This window comes from Skermanella pratensis (genome assembly GCF_008843145.1).
Classification (GTDB): domain Bacteria; phylum Pseudomonadota; class Alphaproteobacteria; order Azospirillales; family Azospirillaceae; genus Skermanella; species Skermanella pratensis.
The window spans coordinates 5496643-5515347 of sequence record NZ_CP030265.1 but is presented as its reverse complement, the minus strand read 5'-3'; the positions used below and the strand labels follow the sequence as shown (position 1 = coordinate 5515347).

Here is an 18705-nt window from a genome sequence, read left to right as displayed (position 1 = left end):
GGACCGCTGAAGCGGTGCCCGATCAGGTTGATTTGGCCGGGACAGCCGGTCCCATGCGTTGGGCCACGGGCAGAACCTACGGTCGACGGCCGGCATCACTGCCGCTCCTCGTCAAACCGTAGGTTGAGCCCGTAACCCAACGCATCGCGACGATTGGAACGGCAGGCTGTAGTACTAGACGGGCACCTTCTTCGCGGCGGTGGCCTCGTCGCCCGTGTTGGGCGTGCCGTGCGGCTCGATGAGCAGCAGGTGGACCTCGCCATGGGCGACCGGCCGATGTTCCACGCCCTTCGGGACGATGTAGAGATCGCCGGGACCCAGCTTGACCTCCGAGTCCCGAAGCTCGATCGTGAGGTCGCCCTTCAGGACCAGGAAAAAGTCGTCGGTATCCGGGTGGGAGTGCCACACGAACTCCCCCTCGGCCTTCACCACCATGACGTCGTGACCGTTGAAGCCGGCGATGATCCTGGGCGACCAGTGATCCTGGAACAGACTAAGCTTCCGGGCGAGGTTGACGGGTTCCGTCATGTCCGGTCTCCTTCGTGGTCGCGGCTTCGGGGCCGGAAGGTTGGAGCCGCCGCCGGCGATTGTCCACGGCGCAAAGTCTCCGGACAACCCTTCTCCATTACGAAGGAAAGTATTCCTTCATGACTTCGTGCCAGAATTCGCTCCGCACCCCGGTGCCGGATCTTTGGAGCGTGAATACGAAGAACACACGGCACCCTTCCGGGGCCGGCACCCCGCACTCGGCGCGCCGGCTTTTCATGACGGATGCTGACATGTTCCGGGGGAGTGATGTCGGCATCGCTTCCCGCGGGAAGCGCCGGTCGGGTCGGGTCCGGTCCGGATGCCATGAGGGCGCCGCCAGCCCGACGCCACCCCGTTTGTAGACGTTTGCTTACAGTCCCCCGGGGGGCTCCGTCAGCAAACCCCGCGTCCCGCCGCCCCCCAGCCGCCGCGACGACCGGTAGATCCCCCGCAGAAGCGTCCTGAAACCCGGGTGCCGGGCCTGCTGCAGGCGGCGCCAGTGCTGGAAATGGGGAACGGCGTGGCTGAACGGGACGGCGGGGACGTCGGCGCCGAACAGCGACCTCAGCGCCACCAGCTGGGCCTCCAGGGCGTGCCGGGCCTCGCGGCCGTCCAGCAGGGCGGCGACCTCGTTCCAGTCGAGGCCGGGATGGGCCCTGACGATCCCGTCCAGGTCGACGAGCCGCCTCAGCTCGAAGTCTCCGCGCAGGTAGAGCTTGTCGTGGAACATGTCGTGCGCGATCAGGTGCAGGGCGCGGAACTCCGGGCTCGGCAGCACGGCCCGGCCCGCCGTCCCGACCGCCAGGACGCGGCCGCTCCGGGCGAGCCTGCCGGGGTGGTGGAACCTGGCCGGACCGGGCGGCCGGACATGCAGGTCGATCATCCCGACGTCCCGCCGGCGCGCCAGCGCCGCTGGCGCGTGGTCCTGGGCCTCGCCGGGCTGGACCTCGTAGCCGATCGCCGACAGGCAGGACAGAGCGGCCGGGACCCCGTCCTCCGGGACCAGGATGTCCAGGTCGCACAGGATGCGTTCGCCAAGCCGGTCCTCGGCCGCGGTCAGCAGCGTGCAGGCTCCCTTCAGCAGGGTCGGCACGATGCCGCGGCGGTTCAGCGCCTCGACCGCCTCGACCGCCTGGGCGCGCAGCCGGAGGTTCCGCTCGTGGTTCCGCCCGTGGATGAAGTCCAGGTAGTCCCGGACGTCCTGCGGAACCTCCGGCCCGGTCCATCCGCTCAGCGCGGCCCGGACGGCGGGAACGACCAGATAGCGGTTCGCCTCCTCGACCACGCCGACCCAATCGGCATCGGCCGGCGGTCGTCCCCGAAGGCAGGAGACCAGGGCGTCGAACCGGGAAGCGGCAGGCATCTTCGTCATGATCCGCATAATCCGACCAGCAGGGCCACGGCGTCGTCGAGCCGCGAATAGGTGAGCCGATGGCACCCGGCCGCATCCAGCGTGCGGGCCAGGGCCTGGAAAGCGTCCGTGCCCAGGCGGTCGTCGGCGGAGGCGGCGCCGCCGATCAGGTCGCGCAGGGTTTCCAGCGGGTCCAGCGGCCGCAGCGCGGGTTCGGTCCCGTCGCGGCGGTCGAGGCTGACGATCCAGCGGACCGGAAGCGGGCCGTCGCCGGCGGCAGGCACGCCGTCGAGAAAGCGGACCCGCTGGCTGTCGTACCGGACATGGACCGGCAGGTCGAACAGGTCGGGGCGCATCCCCGCCAGCAGCGGCCAGGACCCGGGCTTGAGCGCCGGCGCGAACCGCAGCCCCGTCACCCGCCCGTCGGCGCCGAGCAGGGCGACGTCGTCCCCCGCGAGGCCCAGGCCGGAATGGGCCAGCGCCACGGCCAGCGTCGATTTGCCGGCTCCCGGGCAGCCGCTGAGCAGAAGGGCATGGCCGCCTGCGGCGACCGTCGCGGCATGGAGCGCCACCTCGTAGCGTCCCCGTCCGAGCGCCTCCAGGGTGAGGGCTCCCCTCAGGGCGGGTATGATCTCGTCCCGCCGGCAGGTCGCCAAATCGACCGCGCCGCGGCGGATCATGACCGCGCCGTCCTCCTCCGCCAGGTCGAGTCGGCAATCCGGGACCCGACCGTCCTGACCGCTCTCCGCCGTCTCCGCCGCCTCCAGATGCCTGAAGTCCGGTGCCGCGAACTCCGCGAGGGCGGCGGTCGCGTAGCGGATCTCGATGCATGCCCCGCCGATCCCCAGGCGCTGGCGGAGGGCCGGCGACCGGAGCAGCCCCAGGCGGGTCCATTCGGAGACGGCATGGTCCAGCCAGGCGCGCACCTGCCCGTCGGGCAGGCCGCGACCGGCCACCTCTTCGGCGATGCGGTCGATCGCGGTCCCTTCGGTCAGGCGGTTCCAGACGAACGCCATCCCGTCGTCCAGCTCGAACAGTTCCTGCCTGGCCTCGTTGAAGAGCACCTTGTGCCCCCGATGAAGGCAAGAGATACGCCCTCGGCGATCATCAGATGGTTTCCATGCGCTGGTGCGTCTCGAAACGGGGCCGGGAGTCTTCAGCGGTACTTGTCGCCGTGGTTCTTCCAGGACTTTCCGGGGACGCCGTCACGCGGGCCGTTGCCGTACCCGTTGTTGGGGTGGCCCTTGCCGCCCGACTTGGCGATCGCCTGCGACGTCAGGCTGGTCGACATCAGCAGGGTGATGGCCGGCGGCGTGGCGATCGCGAAGCGCCCGCATTGACCCAGGAACTTCCGCCGCTCCATCTCGAGCTTGTCGCCCGCGCCTTTCTCCAGATCGTCGTTCTCCATCGCGCAACTCCTGTCATTGGATGTTTCAACGGGTTCTCCTACGCGATCGAGGCTAATCCAGAATTTAAATAAATTTTTAAGGAACAAGGACGGAGCGGCCATGGCGTCGGGGCTAGCCCCTTGGAACGACGCCGGCCCTTGCCGGTTGCCTCCGCGGTCGCCATCTCGCAGGTGCGAAGTCGCATCGCGGACCAACATCCTCGACCTTTCAGGAATGCACAAGGAATCGGAAATGCCTTTATCCTCCATCCCGGGCGGAAACCGGGATATCGCGCTTGTCCTCGGCGGCGGCAACGCGCTGGGCGCCTATCTGGCGGGCGCCTACGAGGAGCTGCACGAGCAGGGGGTTCGCCCCGGCTGGATCATCGGCGCCTCGGTGGGGGCGATCACCGGCGCCATCCTGGCGGGCAACGCGCCGGAGGACAGGAACGCGAAGCTGGCCCGCTTCTGGGAGGAGGCCACCCTGCCGACCTCCCGCATGCCGCTCTTCCCCGGGGCCAAGCCGCGCCAGATCTACAACGGCATGAACGCGGCCCTGGCGGCGATGTTCGGCCGGCCGAACATCTTCCGGCACCGCTATCCCGGCCTGTGGTCGGCGTTGCCGTGGGTTCCGAACGACATCGCCCTGTACGACACGGCGCCGCTGCGCGCGACCCTGGAGCGCCTGGTGGATTTCGACCGGCTCAACGGCGGGGAGGTCCGGTTCACGGCCGCCTGCGTCGATCTGGAGACCGGCGACGAAGTCTATTTCGACACCGCCCGCGACCGGATCGGTCCGGAGCACATCCTGGCCAGCACCGCCATCACCCCGCTCTTCCCGCCGGTCGAGATCGGCGGCCGGCTGCTGTGCGATCCCGGCTACACCAACAACCTGCCGCTCGACTACCCGTTCCGGGAACCGCTCCGCCGCGACCTGACCGTCGTCGCGGTCGACCTGTTCAGCCTGCGCAGCCCGCGGCCCGCCTCGCTGGACGCCGTGCTCGAACGCACCCAGGACATCGTGTTCGCCAGCGCCACCCGGCGCAGCGTCGCCGCCCTCCGGCGCGAGTTCGCCCTGATGGAGCGGCAGGATCCGGACGGCCCGTCGGCCCGGCTGCTCCATCTGGCCTACCAGGCGGCTGCCCACGAACTGGCGGTCAAGACGCTGGACTTCTCGCCCGGGTCGGTCCGCGACCGCCGGGCCGCCGGCCGGCGCGACATGGAGTCCGGGCTGGCATCGCTGCGGAACGGGCCGGCACCGAAGGGCCGGTACGACTATGTCCCCGTGGATTCGGATGACGCCCGCGCGGCGGCCGAGGCCGGTGCGGACGGGGACGGGGCGGCCCCGCTCCCGCTCGGCAAGGTGGCCTGACCCGGGCCGTCAGGCCGGAGCGAGCAGCAGTTCCACCTGCTCCCGCAGCACGCCGGGATGGATCGGCTTGTGCAGGAGGCGGTAGCCGTGGGCCGCCGCCTCCCGGAGCCGGTCGGGATGGGTGTCCCCGGTCAGCAGCAGCGCCGGGACCGTCGTCCCGTAATGGCTTCGAACCATCTCCACGGCGTCGGACCCGCTGCGGTCGCCCTGGAGCCGGTAATCCGCCAGGATCAGGTCGGGAGGGCGGGAGACGCGGGCCAGCGCTGCGGGCAGCTCGTCCAGGCTGGCGACGCGGACCGCCGACATGCCCCAGCTCTCGACCACCAGGCCAAGGCTCTCCAGGACGATGGGATCGTCGTCGACCACGACGGCGGTCCCGCCCTCCAGGCTGCGCTTCCCGGGCATGGCCGCGGCGTGTGAAGCGGCGGCGGCGCGGGGTTCCGCCAGCGGCACCGTCACGGCGAACATCGAGCCGCGTCCCGGCACGGAGCGGACCTCGACCGGATGGTCCAGCAGCTTCGCCATGCGCGCCACCACCGCGAGCCCCAGCCCCAGGCCCCGGGTCCTGTCGCGCTCGGGGTTGCCGAGCTGGATGAAATCCTCGAACACCTCGCCGAGGCGGTGTTCCGGAATCCCGATCCCGGTGTCCCAGACCTCGATGCGGACCGCGTCGCCCCGCCGCCGGCAGCCGAGCAGGATGCCTCCGGACGGCGTGTAGCGCAGGGCGTTGCTGAGAAGGTTGGAGATCATCCGCTGGAGCAGCACCGGATCGCTCCGCACCGAGGCCCGGCACGGGTGGACCCGGAACCGCAGGCCGGCCGCCTGGGCCTGCGGTTCCATCTCGTGGGCGAGCCGGGTCAGCAGGACGTCCACCGCGACGTCGTCCATGCGCGGCAGGATGGTTCCCGCCTCCAGCGCGGAGACGTCCAGCAGGACGTTCAGCAGGGACTCTCCCGCCTGGATCGCCTCCCCCAGCTTCTCGGAGAGGGCGCGCTGGGCGGGGTCCTCCAGCCGGTCCGCCAGGAGCTGGTGGAGCAGCCGGATCGCCTGATAGGGCTGGCGCAGGTCGTGGCTCGCCGCGGCGAAGAACCTGGACCGCGACAGAGTGGCCTCCTCGGCCACCCGGCGGGCCTGCCGCGCCTCGCTCTCGGCGTCCCGGAGCATGGCCTCGATGCGCTTCCGCTCCGTGATGTCGTGCAGCACGCTCAGGAAGCACTGGAGCTTTCCACGCGCGTCGGTGATGGGATGGATGGCCAGCTCGATCCAGAAGGGACTGCCGTCGGGACGATAGTTGAGCAGGTCCTCCCGGATGGGCTGGCGCCGCTCGAGCGCGCTCCGGATGCGCGCCAGAGCGGCCCGGTCGGTCCCGCCGCCCTGCAGGAACCGCGGCGACCGGCCCACGGCGTGCTCGGCGGGATAGCCGGTCAGGCGCTCGAAGGCGGGACTCACGTAGGTGATCAACGGGCCGGGTTCGTCCAGGGGCCCCGTCTCCGTCACCATGATGACGTCGCCGGTCACCGTGAAATACTCGGCCAGGAGATCCGATATCGGCATGGCGTGCTTTCGGGAACCGCCGGTCGTTGGTCCGATGGGCATTAATCCACCCCGGACATCCTCCGGGATACGACGCCAACGTATTACGCCGGTTGGTCATGCCCGAACGGTGGAATTCCCGGACCGGGCGGTCCCGGCCTCAGATGCCCTCGGCCTTGTCGAAGCCGCGGCCCGCGGTGGAATCGGGAGGCGGCGCGGTTCCCGTTCCGCCCATCCCCCGGCCCATTCCCCGGTCCAGCCCCCGGTCCAGCCCGCCGCCCGTCCGGTCGTCGTTGATGTCCGCCATTCCCTTGAGGGCGAAAATCGTCAGCACGCCCAGGAGGATCCCGCCGCCGAAATGCACGGCGCTGTTCATCATGGTCCGGATCATGGCAGGTCTCCTCAGCGGCTGCGGGACATCGCGGAACCGGCGGCGAGCATCGCGGCGCCGAGCGCCAGTCCGATGCCCAGTCCCGCCACGGTCGCGGTGACCGCGACGGCGCCGGACACAATGCCGAATGGATTCAACGGATTAGGCGGCAGGGGAAGTGGCAGCATGGTGCTCCTCCTTGATGCGGGGCATGACCTTGGGTAATAAAGTGATGTATCGCTGCGGGCCGTTATGGAAAGGGGGCGGGCTCCAAGAGTCCCCGACAGGCGGGAGCGGCTGAAAATCACCCGGATTCATCGGGAACCACCCAAGACCCCGACCGGTTGATGCCCCCAGATACACCAACGGAGGGTTCCTACCATGGCTTCGACTACGGATGCCGCGCGCGATATCTTCACGACCGGCCTGCACAACGCCCATGCCCTCGAGCAGCAGGCGCTTCAGATCATGAACCGGCAGGTGGAGCGGCTGGAGAACTATCCGGAACTCGAGCAGATCCTGCGCCGCCACATCCAGGAAACCGAGCAGCAGCGCGTCCGCCTCGAAGAGGTGATGAGCCAACTCGGCGACAGCCCGTCCGCCCTCAAGGAAGCCGTCCAGGGCTTCATGGGCAACGCCGCCGCGATCGCGCATTCCGTCGCGTCGGACGAGATCATCAAGAACATGCTGGCGAACACCGCGTTCGAAAACTACGAGATCGCCTCCTACAAGTCCCTGCTGGTGATGGGCGAAGCCGCCGGCTTCAGCAACCTGACCGGCCTCCGCCAGTCCCTGGATGAGGAAGTCACGATGGCCCGCCAGGTCGCCGACCTGGTCGAGCCGATCACCCGCAAGTACATCGAGATCGGCGCGCGCGGCGAATCGGCCAAGATCTGATCCGCTTCAGCGGTCACGGCCGCGAACCTGCCCGGTCCGAGGCCCCCGGAGGATTCCGCTCCTCCGGGGGCCTGACCGCGTGGAAGCACGCGAGCAGCGCAAGGTCGTAGGCGATCTTGAGGGCGCCGGCGCAGACCAGCGGCCAGCCGAAGCTGCCGGCTCCCAGCATCACTCCCGCCAGGGCCGGCGACAGGGCGGAGGCCAGGCTGCGCGGCACCGCCGTCAGGCTGGCCGCGGCCGGCCGCTCGGCGGGCTCCACGATCGCCATCACGTAGGAGGTGCGCGCCGGCACGTCCATCTGGGACAGCAGGCTGCGCAGCACCAGGAAGGTTACCGCGACCGGCAGCGACGGCGCGAAGGCCGCCAGGATCAGCAGGACATTGGCCGGCAGGTGGGTGAAGACCATGGTGTTGACCAGCCCGATCCGACGCGCCAGCCTGACCGCCACCAGATACGAGACGGCCGAGCACAGCCCGGTCACGAAGAAGATCGTCCCGGCGGTGGCGACCGACAGCCCGAACCGCTCGAACAGCCACAGCGCAAGCAGGGAGTTCACGACGAAGCCGCCGCCGAAGGAATCGACCGAGAACAGGGCCGCCAAGCCCCAGACCCGCCGGCGCGACGGGCCGAGGGAGCCGCCACTCCCCGGCGCGGTCGCCGCCGCCGGCGCCGCCGCAGGCATCCGGGCGTAGAGCAGCAGCGTGACGAGCCCGAGGGCGCCGTACAGCGCGAACAGCACCTGGGTCGCGGCACCCGGCGCCGCCCGGTCGAACCAGTGCAGCGTGCCGATCGACAGCGCCCCCAGCGCCGACCCGACCGACCCGACCAGGCTGTAGCGCGCGAACACCGCCGTCCGCTCCGTGTCGCCCACCAGATGCGCGATCAGCGTGTGCTCCAGCGGCAGGAAAACGCTGACGTCGCCGCTCGACGGGTTGATCGTCCCGACGAAGGCGACGAGCAGCAGCGGCCAGAAAGCCTCGATCCCCGCGAAGCCGAGCCCCGTGGCCGCCATCAGCATTGCCGCCCCGGCCAGCGCGCGGCCCAGCGGCATCCGGTGCCCGGCCAAGCCCAGGCCCAGGGTCAGCGCCGCCGATCCCAGCAGGGTCGCGGTCGCGACCAGCCCGACTTCCGCCGGGCCGTAGCCGAGCCGCGACAGGTGGATCGGCAGCAGAAGCGCCACGAAGCCGTCGGCGAACGACCGCAGTCCGCGTCCGACCAGGATCCGCGTCAGGGCCGCCGGCATTTTTCCACCCGGCATGATTATCCCTTGCATGAGCATGATGTGGGACGCCACCCTGCACCGCCGGGACCGATGCAACCAGTTGGAAAAAGCCGCACGCCATGAGCAAGGCCTTCGTCCGCGAAAGCGACGCCGATGAAGATCTGCCGGACGAGAAGGAAACCCGGCCGGCGGGTGTCAAGAACTACATAACGCCCGAGGGCTTCCAGCGACTCCAGGACGAGTTCAGGCAACTCATTCGGGTCGAGCGCCCCAAGACGGTCGAGGTCGTCTCCTGGGCCGCCGGCAACGGCGATCGTTCGGAGAATGGCGACTATATCTACGGCAAAAAGCGCCTGCGGGAGATCGACCGGCGCATCCGCTTCCTGACCAAGCGGATGGAGGCGGCGCAGGTGGTCGACCCCTCGGCCCAGAAGAACCGCGACCGCGTCTTCTTCGGCGCCACCGTCACCTATGCCAACGAACGGGACGAGGAACGCACCGTCACCATCGTCGGCATCGACGAGACGGACCTGGACCGGGGGCGCATCAGCTGGATCTCCCCGGTCGCCAAGGCGCTGCTCAAGGCGCGCGTCGGCGACGTGGTCGACCTGCGCACCCCCGCCGGACCGGAGCAGATCGAGGTGGTCGCGATCGGCTATCCGCCGCCCCGCCAGCCGGCCCCCTGATCCCTAACCGCAGACATCCATGGTGATGCGCAGCTTGTGCGCGATGTCGCGGATCAGCGGCTCGGCGCTCAGGCTGTGGCCGTTCAGCAGGACCACCAGCACCGCGAAGACCACGGCGAACGGGCGCAGCCTCACCGCGGGCGGATCGATCCGGGCGTGGGCCCAGGCGAACAGGCCGACGCAGGCGCAGCCGATCGCCAGGCCGCCGACCACCTCCTCCGCCGTATGGGCCCTCAGGGCGACGCGGCTGATCGCCACCAGCAGGATCACCGTCCCGGCGGTCGCCAGGATGACGAGGCGCTGCCAGGCTGGTCGGCCGAACCCGGCGATCAGGGCGCAGCACCCGAAGAAGATCGCCGCGAAGCTGGTGTGCCCGCTCGGGCTCTCCAGGGCCGCCAGGCCGATGGAGCTTCCGCAGGCGATGAAGCCCAGCTTGGCGACCAGCGTGGTGCCCAGCCCGATCGCAAGCGTCGCCGCCCAGAGCAGCGCCACCGAATGGGCGCCGCGCCACAGCAGGTAGGCGAACACGCAGACGGAAGCGGGCAGCAGCAGCCCGGAATCGCCGAGGCTCGTAACGGTATGCATCATGTCGGGGGCGCACGAGGATGTTCTGGAAGATGTGCGCAGTTTTCCCGAAAAACAGTTGATTATTCAACTGTCCAAGCGGTTCCGGACCGGAGCATCCGATACCGTCATACCGCCTTGGTAAGGTTCCGCCGCCCGGTGGAGAACCGCGACAGGATGAATGCCGTGCCCAATCCCCAGGCGCCGTTGACCAGCACGCCGGTCAGCATGCCGGCCGGCTGCCAGCCGTTCCCGGCCGGCATCCCCTTCAGCGGCAGGACGACGAACCAGGCGACCAGGGTCGGCAGGACCGCGCCGAACAGGAAGGCGGCCAGCCAGTAGCCCGCCCCGCGCGGAAAGAACCGCTCCGCCGCGGCCAGGGCGATGCCCCACACGCCGCCCCAGAACGCCGCCGACAGCACGGCGGGGATCCCGAGCGGCGGTACCGGCCGCAGCGTCCAGGGCTGGCCCGCGGTCAGTCCGGCGAGGTGAAGCAGTCCGAGCATCGCCTGGTGGAACACCAGGACCCCGATGAACCCGGCGACGAACCCGGCCAGCGGCCGGAACCTTCCCCGCGCCGCCGTGCCCCGGCCGGACGCTCCCGCGCCGTCCCGTAGCGTGTCAGCCATTCCGCTTCCTCCCATCGTCATAACCGTCAAGGGGAAACCCGCGACGTGCCGAGAAGGTCCATTCACCGGCCTGCCATCTCGGTGCCCGCCGGTTCGGAGAAGGGCTGACGGTGGGCGCCGCTGGGCAGGGGCGCCGAGGGATCGCCGATCCAGCTGACCATGTCGCGCAGCACCGTCTCCCCCTGGAGATCCCGCATCAGCATGTGATAGCCCTGATCGTAGACCGCGACGTGCACGCGGCGGGGCATTGCCGCGAGCGCCTTCTCGATCGGCGCGCGCGGGATCACCTGCTCGTTGCGGCCATAGAGCACCAGGGCCGGCGCCGGCAACCTCGGTACCGCCGCCGAGGCGCGGCTCATCAGCCGGACCAGCCCCTCGACCGCGTCGACCCGGGTGCCCTTGATCACCAGCGGGTCGCGGCTCAGCCCGCGCAGCATCTCGATATTGTCCGAGGGCTTGATCTTCAGCTCGCGCGGCGCCGTCAGCCGCAGCCACGGGACCGTGCGGTAGCTGACCCAGAGCGCCGTGCGCTGGAGCGTGGTCATGGAGTCGCGGTCCCACACCGCCGGGGCAGACAGGATCGTGCCCGCCGGCTCCAGCGGTTCGAACCCCGGCGGGGGCGGACCGGCCAGCGCGCTCAGGATCACCGCTCCGCCCATGCTCTCGCCCAGCAGGTACAGGGGGAGGCCGGGATGCCGCCTGCGCACCAGCACCGCCGCCGTGTGCAGGTCGGCGACCAGGGTGTCCGCGGTGGGCCAGATGCCGGGCCTGTCGTGGGCGCCGAAGCCGCGCTGGTCGTAGGCGTAGGTCGCGAGGCCGTGGGCCGCGAAGAAGCGCCCGGCCCCCTCGAACGCGTTGGAATAGTCGTTGAACCCGTGCAGCGCCAGGACGACCGCGCGGATCGGCGGCCCGCCCGGTTCCGCCGTCCAGACGCGCATCGGCAGCGCCACGCCGTCCGGCGTGACGATCCGTTCCGCCGTCAGGTCAGGTGCCCGGACCATCGGTCCCCTCGGCTGGAAGGTGGCGGAGCACCCTGCCGCCAGCAGCAGCGCGGCAAGGAGCGCGATCCGCGCCCGCGGGCGTCCGGCCCGGGACGGCGGCGCCATCCGCGCGCGGCCCCGGTCAGCGCCGCGATCCCGGAACCAGGGCCGGATCGCCGGCCTCAGCGTCATGGGAGCCCCGGGTCAGCTGGAGGAAGATGTCCTCCAGGTCGGCTTCCACCGTGCTGAGGTCCTGGATCGTCAGCCCGGCCGCCTGGATCGCCGCCAGCACGTCGCCGACGCGGGTGCGGCTCGGCTTGTAGCGCACCACCAGCCGGCGCGGCTCCGGCAGCTCGACCTGCAAGCCTTCCAGCCCGGCGGGCACCGCCGCCAGGTCGCGGTCGAGCTGGATGACCAGCGCCTTGCTGTCGAGCCGGCGCAGCAGGGCCTTCGTGCTGTCCATCGCCACCACCTGGCCGTGGTTGATGATCGCGATGGTATCGCACAGCTCCTCCGCCTCCTGGAGGTAGTGGGTGGTCAGCAGCACCGTCGTGCCGGCGCGGTTGAGCACCCGGACCTGCTCCCACAGCATTTGGCGCAGCTCGATGTCGACGCCGGCGGTCGGCTCGTCCAGCACCAGCACCGGCGGGGAATGCACCATCGCCTTGGCCACCATCAGGCGCCGCCGCATGCCGCCCGACAGGGTCCGGGCATAGGCGTCGGCCTTGTCCTGGAGACCCACCGCCTTCAGCAGGTCCTCGGTGATGCGCTCCTGCTTGGGCACGCCGTACAGGCCGGCCTGGAGGTTCAGCAGCTCCCGCGGGGTGAAGAACGGGTCGATGTTCAGCTCCTGGGGAACCACGCCGATCGCCGCGCGGGAGGCGCGGGCCTCGCGGTCGATGTCGCGGCCCCAGATGCGGGCCTCGCCGCCGGTCTTGTTGACCAGCCCGGCCAGGATGTTGATCAGCGTCGACTTGCCGGCGCCGTTGGGGCCGAGCAGGCCGAACAGCGAGCCGCGCGGGATCGCCAGGTCGATCCCCTTCAGCGCCTCCTTCGCGGGCGCCCGGCCCGCCGCCTTGTAGGTCTTGGTCAAGCCGCGCACCTCGACCGCGCAGGCGGGCAGCGGCGTGGTGGGGAGCCTCGGTTCGGCGGCCGGGAGGGAGGTGGAGGACGAGTTCATGATCGGACCGGTTCTTCTTCGGGCAATGCCAGGGCGGATTCTCCTGGCGGACATCGTCACGGGCGGTTGCGTCACGGGCGGCGGTGCGGGCCGCGGCCCCGGTACGCGGGTACCAACAATCGCGTTGATCGGGCAGCGCCGTCTTGTATCATCCCGGCGGCCGTCAGGACATGCCGGGGCGGCGTTCCAGCGGCGCGCCGGACTCAAGACAGGGACATAGGTGATGCAGCCGACAGAAACAATTCAAGTGGAGACGGAAACTGTGGGCTGCGACGGCGGCGGCGGCGCGCTCGGCCATCCCATGGTGTACCTGACGCTCAGCGACTCGGGCCGCGCCGACTGCCCCTACTGCGGACGCCGCTTCGTCCTGAAGCCGGGCGCCAAGGCCGGGCACGGCCACTGACGGCAGCCGGGCGGGCGGCCACCTTTCAACGGTTGGCCGCCGGCGGGAACCGGTTACCGGTCCGGGTATCGGGGGATCCGCCTGCGGCCAATCGGCGAAAGGTGGCCGCCGCCGTCACGCGGCGCTTTACTGTTCGATGCTGGAACAATAAGTTGGAATTGATTCGACTTGTCGCGGTGCAATCGCCCGAAGGGATTTCCCGGAGGACGGTGCAACGGCTTCCGCGCCCGGTCGGCGTTTCAGTTCCTTCTGTCCGGCCATGCTGCGCAAAAAGAAGTCCGCTTACGAGGTTCTGATCTTCCGCGACGAACAGTGGATGCTGGAGCATCTGCTGGATGACGAGGATCAGGCCAAGAGTGCTGCGGACCGGCTGATGCTCCAGCCGACCACGGCCGGCGTCCGGATCACCAAGAAGATCCTCCGGCAGGACGGCGGCAGCGTCGGCGTCGTCGTCTCCGAGGTGATGAAGACGTCGATGCCGCTGACCCAGGTCCGGATCGCCGACGGCATCGAGGCGCCCTTCTGCGAGTCGCTCGAAAACTACTACGAACTGTCAAGCCGGCTGACGATCCGCCGCCTGCTGGCCGATTATCTCGACCAGAAGATGCTGCTGGTCAGCGAGGTGCTCCATTGCGCCGACGAGGCGGACAAGCTGCTGGCCGTGATCCCGCTGATCAAGAGCGCGGTGACCACCGCCGCCGGCAGCCATGCCCGGCTGACCGGCGGCGACGCCGCCGGGGCGCGCAACGCGCTGAACCGGCGGATCGACGAGATGGCGGCCCGCGCCCGCGCCGCGCGCGGCACCTACCAGCGGAACTTCAAGTCCCGCCAGGCTTTCGCGCCGCTGGCCGAACGGTTCGGCAAGGCCGGGCCGGGCGATTCGGGGCGCGGGGCCAAAGGAGCGGCCAAGGGAGGCAAGGCGGCCGGCAAGCCCGACGATGCCCGCTTCGCCCTGACCCATGCCGCCTGCACCGAGCTGCTGGGGGCTCGCGACTGGGCCGGCAAGCTGTCGCGGCTGACCGACTGGCTCTATGAACCGGTCGACGACAAGGCGGCGGCCGTGCTGGACGGGCTGGTCGCCGACCTGTTCGCGTCTGGCGCCGCCGTCCGCGAGCTGTTCGGATCCGATGCCGACCCCAGCCTGCGCCTGTGCCGGCTGTACGACGTGGTCCGGGGCGACGAGACCTCGGCGCTGCTGGCCTCGCTGCCCGACAACCTGAGGGCGCTGGCCCACCAGTTCGACGCCGGCCGGCTGCCCCAGGCGCGCGGGGCGGCGCTGTTCCACATCCAGGTCCAGCTCGGTGACAGCCGCCCGTCCGCGCGCGACGCCAAGGCGTCCTCCTTCATGGCGCTGCTCGACCGGCTGGTGACCGAGCAGGGGGTCGAGGGCGGGCCCGAGATGGCGGAGGCGATCACCTCGCGGCACGCGCGGACCCAGGAGCAGGGCGGTCTCGCCGGCTTGAAGGAGGCGATGGCGAGGCTGCTGGCCCTGATGGGGGAGCCGGCGCGCAAGATCAACTATATCCAGGCGCTGGCCCAGTCGCCGCTGGCCCAGCGCCAGCCCCGCCTGATGCTGGAAGCCCTGGACGACATGGCGGCCCGGCCGCGCCTGATCAGCAGCTTCGTGGACAGCGGATCGCACCCGGTCCAGAAGATGAAGGTGCTGAGCAACACCCATGCCCTGCTGAGCGCCGCCCAGCTTCCCGGCGACATCCGGTCCAAGCTGCTCCACATGGTCGACACGGTCTTCACCGACTTCCTGACCGAGAACCGCATCCTGGAGAAGCTGGACAATCCCGAGCTGAGCCTGCGGCAGCGGGTGATCAAGCTGGCCCAGCTCTGCACCCAGGGCTTGCTGACCCCCGGCCGGCCGCTGGACATGGCGCGCACCCGGCTGTTCGCCCTGGTCGCGCGCAACGGCTTCGAGACGCTGGTGGTGTCGGACCTGGCCGACCCGGCCGAACGCAAGCGCGAGCTGGCGTCCCTCCAGGAGCTGCTGGCCGCCGTGCCGCAGCCGGAGCCGCGGACGACCGAGAGCCGCGGCGACTGGGTGGCGGGCCGGGGCACAGAGCCGAAACCCGCGGAGCCGGCGGCGACCCGGCTGCTCGACCATGGCGCCATGGCCGGCTCCGGCGCCACCCGGCTGGGGACGCCCGCGGTCGAGGTCCGGGTCTGCCCGAGCTGCTTCGCCCCCGGCTTCACCGACATGTGCCCCGCGTGCGGCTACCGCCACGTGCCGAGCCAGCGCGACGGCTTCATCCTGGCTCCCAACGTCATGCTGACCGGACGCTACCGGATCGGCCGGGTGCTGGGGTTGGGCGGCTTCGGCATCACCTATGTCGGCCGCGACGAGCGGCTTCACGCGCTCGTCGCGGTGAAGGAATACTACCCCTCCATGTATTCGGTTCGCATGCCCGCCAGCTCGCTGGTGGCGCCCAGCGGGGCCGAGCAGGCCGGGCCGTACCGCACCGGGATGGAGAAGTTCCTGGACGAGGCGCGCCTGCTGGCGCAGTTCCGCACCACGCCGGAGATCGTCGACGTGCTGGACTTCTTCACCGAGAACGGCACCGCCTACATGGTGATGGAATACCTGGAGGGCCGCTCGCTGCAGGAGGTGCTGAACGAGCGCGGCGGCCGGCTGCCGTTCGGCGAGGCGCTGAGCGTGATCCTGCCGGTGATGCGCGGCCTGGCGCGGGTCCATGAGAAGAACGTGCTCCACCGGGACATCAGCCCGGACAACATCTACATCACCAACGACAAGCGCTCCAAGCTGCTGGACTTCGGCGCTGCCCGCATGGCCCTCTCCCAGGGAGAGCAGAACCTGACGGTGATCCTGAAGCGCGGCTACGCCCCGCTGGAGCAGTACAACGCCGGCGGCCGCCAGGGACCCTGGACCGACGTCTACGCCTTGTGCGCCACCCTCTACCGCACGCTCGCCGCCCAGATGCCGGCCGACGCGCTGGCCCGGATCGAGCAGGACGACCTGATACCGCCATCCCGCCTGGGCGTCGCGATCCCGCCGGCGGTGGAGAAGGTCCTGCTGAAGGGCCTGTCGCTTCGCGGCGCCGAGCGCCACCAGGACATGATCGAGCTCCTGGGCGACTTCGAGGCGGCGCTGTCGGGCCGGAAGTAAGGCGCACGGCGCCGTCGCTCGACAGGTCGGCGCATACGTGCCTATGATCGCGCTTTGCGCGCGACGGGACAGCTCCATGGACATGGTGGTCGACAGCGCCCTCTATATCGGGGGTCATCGCAACCGCTCGGTGAGCATCGACCAGGCGGAGCCGCCCGATCAGCCGGACCATTTCGTCTGGATCGGGCTGCTGGAGCCCAGCGAGGAGCTGCTGCACACCGTCCAGGCGCGGTTCGGCCTGCACGACTTGGCGGTCGAGGACGCCCACCGGGCCCACCAGCGGCCGAAGCTGGAAGCCTACGGGCAATCGCTGTTCGTCGTGCTGCGCACCGCCGAACTGCGGTCGGGCCGGGTCGAGTGCGGCGAGACCCACGTCTTCATCGGGCACGGCTATGTCATCACCGTGCGCCACGGCGCGTCGTCCTCCTACGCGGAGCTTCGCAAGCGCTGCGAGACGGTGCCCAGGATGCTCGGCAAGGGCGTCGATTTCGTCCTCTACTCGATCATCGACTTCGTCGTGGACAAGTATTTCCCGATCGTCGAGACGCTGGAGACGGAGGTCGAGGAGACCGCCGCCGAGGTGCTGACCGCCGCCTTCTCCCCGGAGCGGATCGCCCGCATCTACGAGATCCGCCGCGAACTCCAGGTCCTGCGGCGTTCGGTGACGCCGCTGATCGAGATGGCCGGCCGGCTCGCGCGCGTCGAGGTGCCGCTGATCGACGAGGATCTGAAGCCCTATTTCCGGGACGTGCAGGACCATACCACCCGGCTCTCGGAGCGGATCGAGAACCTGCGCGAGCTGCTGGCCTCGGCGCTGGAGGCCAACCTGCTGATCGTCTCGATCCGGCAGAACGAGGTGATGAAGAAGCTGGCGGGCTGGGCCGCCATCCTGGCGGTCCCCACCGCCATCGCGGGCCTGTACGGCATGAATTTCGAGCACATGCCCGAACTGCACTGGCGCTACGGCTATCCGGCGGCGGTCGCGGTGATCCTGGGCGTGTGCCTGTGGCTCTATTTGCGGTTCAAGCGGAGCGGATGGCTCTGACAAGCGTTGAACAACCACCCGCAAAGAACAATCGAGGGGAGACATCCATGGGCAAGGAAAGAATCGGCTTCGTCGGCGTCGGCCTGATGGGCCATGGCATGGCAGCCAACATCGTCGGCAAGGGCTATCCGCTGACCGTGCTCGGCCACCGCAACCGCGAGCCGGTCGATGACCTGAAGCAGCGCGGCGCCGCCGAGGCCGGCAGCGCCCGCGACCTGGCGGAAGCCTGCGACATCGTCGTGCTCTGCGTGACCGGCAGCCCGCAGGTCGAGGCGGTGATCAACGGGCCGGACGGCCTCGCCTCGGCTGGCAAGCCGCTGCTCATCGTCGACTGCTCGACGTCGGAGCCGGCGGTGACCACCCGTCTGGCGGCCGAGTTGGAGCCGAAGGGCATCACCCTGATCGACGCGCCGCTCAGCCGGACGCCCAAGGACGCCTGGGAAGGCACGCTCGACGTGATGGTGGGCGGCGGACCCGACGCCGTCGCTCGGGCGCGCCCGGTGCTGGACTGCTTCGCCGGCCGCATCATCGAGACCGGGCCGACCGGCACCGGCCACACGATGAAGCTGCTCAACAACTTCCTGGCGATGGGCTACGCGGCGCTCTATTCGGAGGCGCTGACCCTGGGCGCCAAGGCGGGGTTGAAGCCGGCGGTGTTCGACAGCGTGATCCGGGGCGGCCGGATGGACTGCGGGTTCTACCAGACCTTCTTCAAATTTGTGCTGGAGCGCGACCGGAACGCCCACCGCTTCACGCTGCGCAACGCGTTGAAGGACATGACCTACATGTCGTCCTTCGCCAACGCGGCCGGCGTCGCCAACCCGCTCGGCGCGGCCGTCCGGAATTCCTACGCGCTCGCCGTCGGCGGCGGGCACGGCGACGATTATGTGCCGATGCTGTCGGACATCACGGCGGGCCTCAACGGCACCACGCTGGTGCCGGAGGCCGACGCCGGTAAGCCGGGCTGATCAGCGAGCTACGAAAGGCCGCAGCGGACGGCGCTCGACGATCGGACCGGAAGTGCGGACGACTTCGAGCGGCGGACGCTCGCGGCCCATGCCGGCCTGGCGCGGCCGGGGCGCGGAGTCGTAGTCGCGCTTCTCGGCGATCTGGAAGATGCCGGCTTCCGGGGGAAGGCTTTCGGCCAGGATCACGGTCGCGTTCAGCGAGATAACCTTGGCGGCATCGCCCGACTTGCCTTCGAACGCACGCAGACGACCGGCCGCCAGATATTCCTTGACCTTCGTGGTGCTGCAATTCAGCCAATGGGCGGCCTGCTCGAGGGTAATGGCGATGTCGCGCATCATGTTCTCCCTATGGATCCCCGGCTCCTGGCAAGGTGCCGCGTCGCGGTGAAGATCAGGGCCGGAAACCGGTCCCTCAGTATCCGTTCGGTCAGTGGAAACTACCACAACCGAGTCACTA

At 69.8% G+C, this 18705-nt stretch carries 20 protein-coding genes; 7 read left to right on the top strand and 13 right to left on the bottom strand.

Annotation, left to right across the window (positions count from 1 at the left end; genetic code table 11):
- Window positions 1-174: 174 nt before the first annotated feature.
- The 4 genes from DPR14_RS25360 to DPR14_RS25345 form a co-directional block, all read right to left on the bottom strand.
- Window positions 175-528, bottom strand: coding sequence for a cupin domain-containing protein (locus DPR14_RS25360; protein WP_158047626.1), 354 nt, complete (start codon window positions 526-528; stop codon window positions 175-177).
- A gap of 370 nt (window positions 529-898) precedes the next feature.
- The gene (locus DPR14_RS25355; protein ID WP_192499162.1) at window positions 899-1900 is read right to left on the bottom strand and encodes a nucleotidyltransferase family protein; all 1002 of its coding nucleotides are present in this window, start codon (window positions 1898-1900) and stop codon (window positions 899-901) included.
- Window positions 1897-2943 (bottom strand): ATP-binding protein, encoded by a 1047-nt coding sequence (locus DPR14_RS28525; RefSeq protein WP_158047624.1) that lies wholly within the window; start codon window positions 2941-2943, stop codon window positions 1897-1899. Before DPR14_RS28525 ends, DPR14_RS25355 begins: the two co-directional genes overlap by 4 nt.
- Before the next feature lie 92 nt (window positions 2944-3035).
- The gene (locus tag DPR14_RS25345) at window positions 3036-3287 is read right to left on the bottom strand and encodes a hypothetical protein (protein ID WP_211103874.1); all 252 of its coding nucleotides are present in this window, start codon (window positions 3285-3287) and stop codon (window positions 3036-3038) included.
- Window positions 3288-3519: 232 nt separating this feature from the next.
- Between DPR14_RS25345 and DPR14_RS25340 the strand changes: the two genes are divergently transcribed.
- Window positions 3520-4638, top strand: a complete 1119-nt coding sequence (locus DPR14_RS25340; RefSeq protein WP_158047623.1) for a patatin-like phospholipase family protein — start codon at window positions 3520-3522, stop codon at window positions 4636-4638.
- A gap of 9 nt (window positions 4639-4647) precedes the next feature.
- Here DPR14_RS25340 and DPR14_RS25335 read toward each other — a convergent pair whose 3' ends face one another.
- From DPR14_RS25335 to DPR14_RS27610, 3 genes are all read right to left on the bottom strand, one after another.
- On the bottom strand, window positions 4648-6192 hold the full coding sequence (locus DPR14_RS25335) for an ATP-binding response regulator (protein ID WP_192499161.1): 1545 nt from the start codon (window positions 6190-6192) through the stop codon (window positions 4648-4650).
- A gap of 139 nt (window positions 6193-6331) precedes the next feature.
- Window positions 6332-6562: a hypothetical protein gene (locus tag DPR14_RS25330; RefSeq protein ID WP_158047621.1), complete on the bottom strand. Its 231-nt coding sequence runs from the start codon at window positions 6560-6562 to the stop codon at window positions 6332-6334.
- Between the two features lie 11 nt (window positions 6563-6573).
- A complete protein-coding gene (locus tag DPR14_RS27610; protein WP_192499160.1) occupies window positions 6574-6729 on the bottom strand; it encodes a hypothetical protein in 156 nt (51 codons plus the stop codon).
- 193 nt (window positions 6730-6922) lie between these two features.
- Here DPR14_RS27610 and DPR14_RS25325 point away from each other — a divergent pair, with 193 nt between their 5' ends.
- A complete protein-coding gene (locus DPR14_RS25325) occupies window positions 6923-7438 on the top strand; it encodes a ferritin-like domain-containing protein (RefSeq protein WP_158047620.1) in 516 nt (171 codons plus the stop codon).
- Window positions 7439-7451: 13 nt separating this feature from the next.
- On the opposite strand, the gene DPR14_RS25320 is transcribed toward DPR14_RS25325, so the two are convergent.
- Window positions 7452-8696, bottom strand: coding sequence for an MFS transporter (locus tag DPR14_RS25320; RefSeq protein ID WP_246148577.1), 1245 nt, complete (start codon window positions 8694-8696; stop codon window positions 7452-7454).
- An 83-nt stretch (window positions 8697-8779) separates the two neighbouring features.
- Here DPR14_RS25320 and greB point away from each other — a divergent pair, with 83 nt between their 5' ends.
- Window positions 8780-9346: a transcription elongation factor GreB gene (gene greB, locus DPR14_RS25315; RefSeq protein ID WP_158047618.1), complete on the top strand. Its 567-nt coding sequence runs from the start codon at window positions 8780-8782 to the stop codon at window positions 9344-9346.
- A gap of 3 nt (window positions 9347-9349) precedes the next feature.
- On the opposite strand, the gene DPR14_RS25310 is transcribed toward greB, so the two are convergent.
- The 4 genes from DPR14_RS25310 to DPR14_RS25295 all read right to left on the bottom strand — a co-directional run bounded on the left by DPR14_RS25310 (window position 9350) and on the right by DPR14_RS25295 (window position 12699).
- On the bottom strand, window positions 9350-9934 hold the full coding sequence (locus DPR14_RS25310; RefSeq protein ID WP_158047617.1) for a phosphatase PAP2 family protein: 585 nt from the start codon (window positions 9932-9934) through the stop codon (window positions 9350-9352).
- A 104-nt stretch (window positions 9935-10038) separates the two neighbouring features.
- On the bottom strand, window positions 10039-10539 hold the full coding sequence (locus DPR14_RS25305; RefSeq protein ID WP_211103873.1) for a hypothetical protein: 501 nt from the start codon (window positions 10537-10539) through the stop codon (window positions 10039-10041).
- 62 nt (window positions 10540-10601) lie between these two features.
- Window positions 10602-11711: an alpha/beta hydrolase gene (locus DPR14_RS25300; protein ID WP_246148575.1), complete on the bottom strand. Its 1110-nt coding sequence runs from the start codon at window positions 11709-11711 to the stop codon at window positions 10602-10604.
- A complete protein-coding gene (locus tag DPR14_RS25295; RefSeq protein WP_158047616.1) occupies window positions 11662-12699 on the bottom strand; it encodes an ABC transporter ATP-binding protein in 1038 nt (345 codons plus the stop codon). Before DPR14_RS25295 ends, DPR14_RS25300 begins: the two co-directional genes overlap by 50 nt.
- A 247-nt stretch (window positions 12700-12946) precedes the next feature.
- Between DPR14_RS25295 and DPR14_RS25290 the strand changes: the two genes are divergently transcribed.
- The 4 genes from DPR14_RS25290 (at window position 12947) to DPR14_RS25275 (ending at window position 18248) form a co-directional block, all read left to right on the top strand.
- Complete coding sequence (locus DPR14_RS25290) at window positions 12947-13102, top strand: zinc-finger domain-containing protein (protein WP_425500993.1); 156 nt, start codon at window positions 12947-12949, stop codon at window positions 13100-13102.
- A 259-nt stretch (window positions 13103-13361) separates the two neighbouring features.
- Entirely contained in the window at window positions 13362-16235 is a 2874-nt protein-coding gene (locus tag DPR14_RS25285; protein WP_158047614.1) for a serine/threonine-protein kinase, read from the top strand.
- 43 nt (window positions 16236-16278) lie between these two features.
- Window positions 16279-17280 (top strand): magnesium/cobalt transporter CorA, encoded by a 1002-nt coding sequence (corA, locus tag DPR14_RS25280; RefSeq protein ID WP_211103872.1) that lies wholly within the window; start codon window positions 16279-16281, stop codon window positions 17278-17280.
- 47 nt (window positions 17281-17327) lie between these two features.
- Complete coding sequence (locus tag DPR14_RS25275; protein ID WP_158047612.1) at window positions 17328-18248, top strand: NAD(P)-dependent oxidoreductase; 921 nt, start codon at window positions 17328-17330, stop codon at window positions 18246-18248.
- Here DPR14_RS25275 and DPR14_RS25270 read toward each other — a convergent pair whose 3' ends face one another.
- Window positions 18249-18587 (bottom strand): hypothetical protein, encoded by a 339-nt coding sequence (locus tag DPR14_RS25270; protein WP_158047611.1) that lies wholly within the window; start codon window positions 18585-18587, stop codon window positions 18249-18251.
- Between the last annotated feature and the right edge of the window lie 118 nt (window positions 18588-18705).

Coding starts and splice junctions, on each gene's coding strand:
- DPR14_RS25270 (WP_158047611.1), bottom strand. CDS start 18,587: ATGATGCGCGACATCGCCATTACCCTCGAGCAGGCCGCCCATTGGCTG.
- greB (WP_158047618.1), top strand. CDS start 8,780: ATGAGCAAGGCCTTCGTCCGCGAAAGCGACGCCGATGAAGATCTGCCG.
- DPR14_RS25355 (WP_192499162.1), bottom strand. CDS start 1,900: ATGACGAAGATGCCTGCCGCTTCCCGGTTCGACGCCCTGGTCTCCTGC.
- DPR14_RS25340 (WP_158047623.1), top strand. CDS start 3,520: ATGCCTTTATCCTCCATCCCGGGCGGAAACCGGGATATCGCGCTTGTC.
- DPR14_RS25285 (WP_158047614.1), top strand. CDS start 13,362: ATGCTGCGCAAAAAGAAGTCCGCTTACGAGGTTCTGATCTTCCGCGAC.
- DPR14_RS25305 (WP_211103873.1), bottom strand. CDS start 10,539: ATGGCTGACACGCTACGGGACGGCGCGGGAGCGTCCGGCCGGGGCACG.
- DPR14_RS25300 (WP_246148575.1), bottom strand. CDS start 11,711: ATGACGCTGAGGCCGGCGATCCGGCCCTGGTTCCGGGATCGCGGCGCT.
- corA (WP_211103872.1), top strand. CDS start 16,279: ATGATCGCGCTTTGCGCGCGACGGGACAGCTCCATGGACATGGTGGTC.
- DPR14_RS25295 (WP_158047616.1), bottom strand. CDS start 12,699: ATGAACTCGTCCTCCACCTCCCTCCCGGCCGCCGAACCGAGGCTCCCC.
- DPR14_RS25310 (WP_158047617.1), bottom strand. CDS start 9,934: ATGATGCATACCGTTACGAGCCTCGGCGATTCCGGGCTGCTGCTGCCC.
- DPR14_RS25335 (WP_192499161.1), bottom strand. CDS start 6,192: ATGCCGATATCGGATCTCCTGGCCGAGTATTTCACGGTGACCGGCGAC.
- DPR14_RS25320 (WP_246148577.1), bottom strand. CDS start 8,696: ATGCCGGGTGGAAAAATGCCGGCGGCCCTGACGCGGATCCTGGTCGGA.
- DPR14_RS25325 (WP_158047620.1), top strand. CDS start 6,923: ATGGCTTCGACTACGGATGCCGCGCGCGATATCTTCACGACCGGCCTG.
- DPR14_RS25360 (WP_158047626.1), bottom strand. CDS start 528: ATGACGGAACCCGTCAACCTCGCCCGGAAGCTTAGTCTGTTCCAGGAT.
- DPR14_RS25275 (WP_158047612.1), top strand. CDS start 17,328: ATGGGCAAGGAAAGAATCGGCTTCGTCGGCGTCGGCCTGATGGGCCAT.
- DPR14_RS25330 (WP_158047621.1), bottom strand. CDS start 6,562: ATGATCCGGACCATGATGAACAGCGCCGTGCATTTCGGCGGCGGGATC.
- DPR14_RS27610 (WP_192499160.1), bottom strand. CDS start 6,729: ATGCTGCCACTTCCCCTGCCGCCTAATCCGTTGAATCCATTCGGCATT.
- DPR14_RS25345 (WP_211103874.1), bottom strand. CDS start 3,287: ATGGAGAACGACGATCTGGAGAAAGGCGCGGGCGACAAGCTCGAGATG.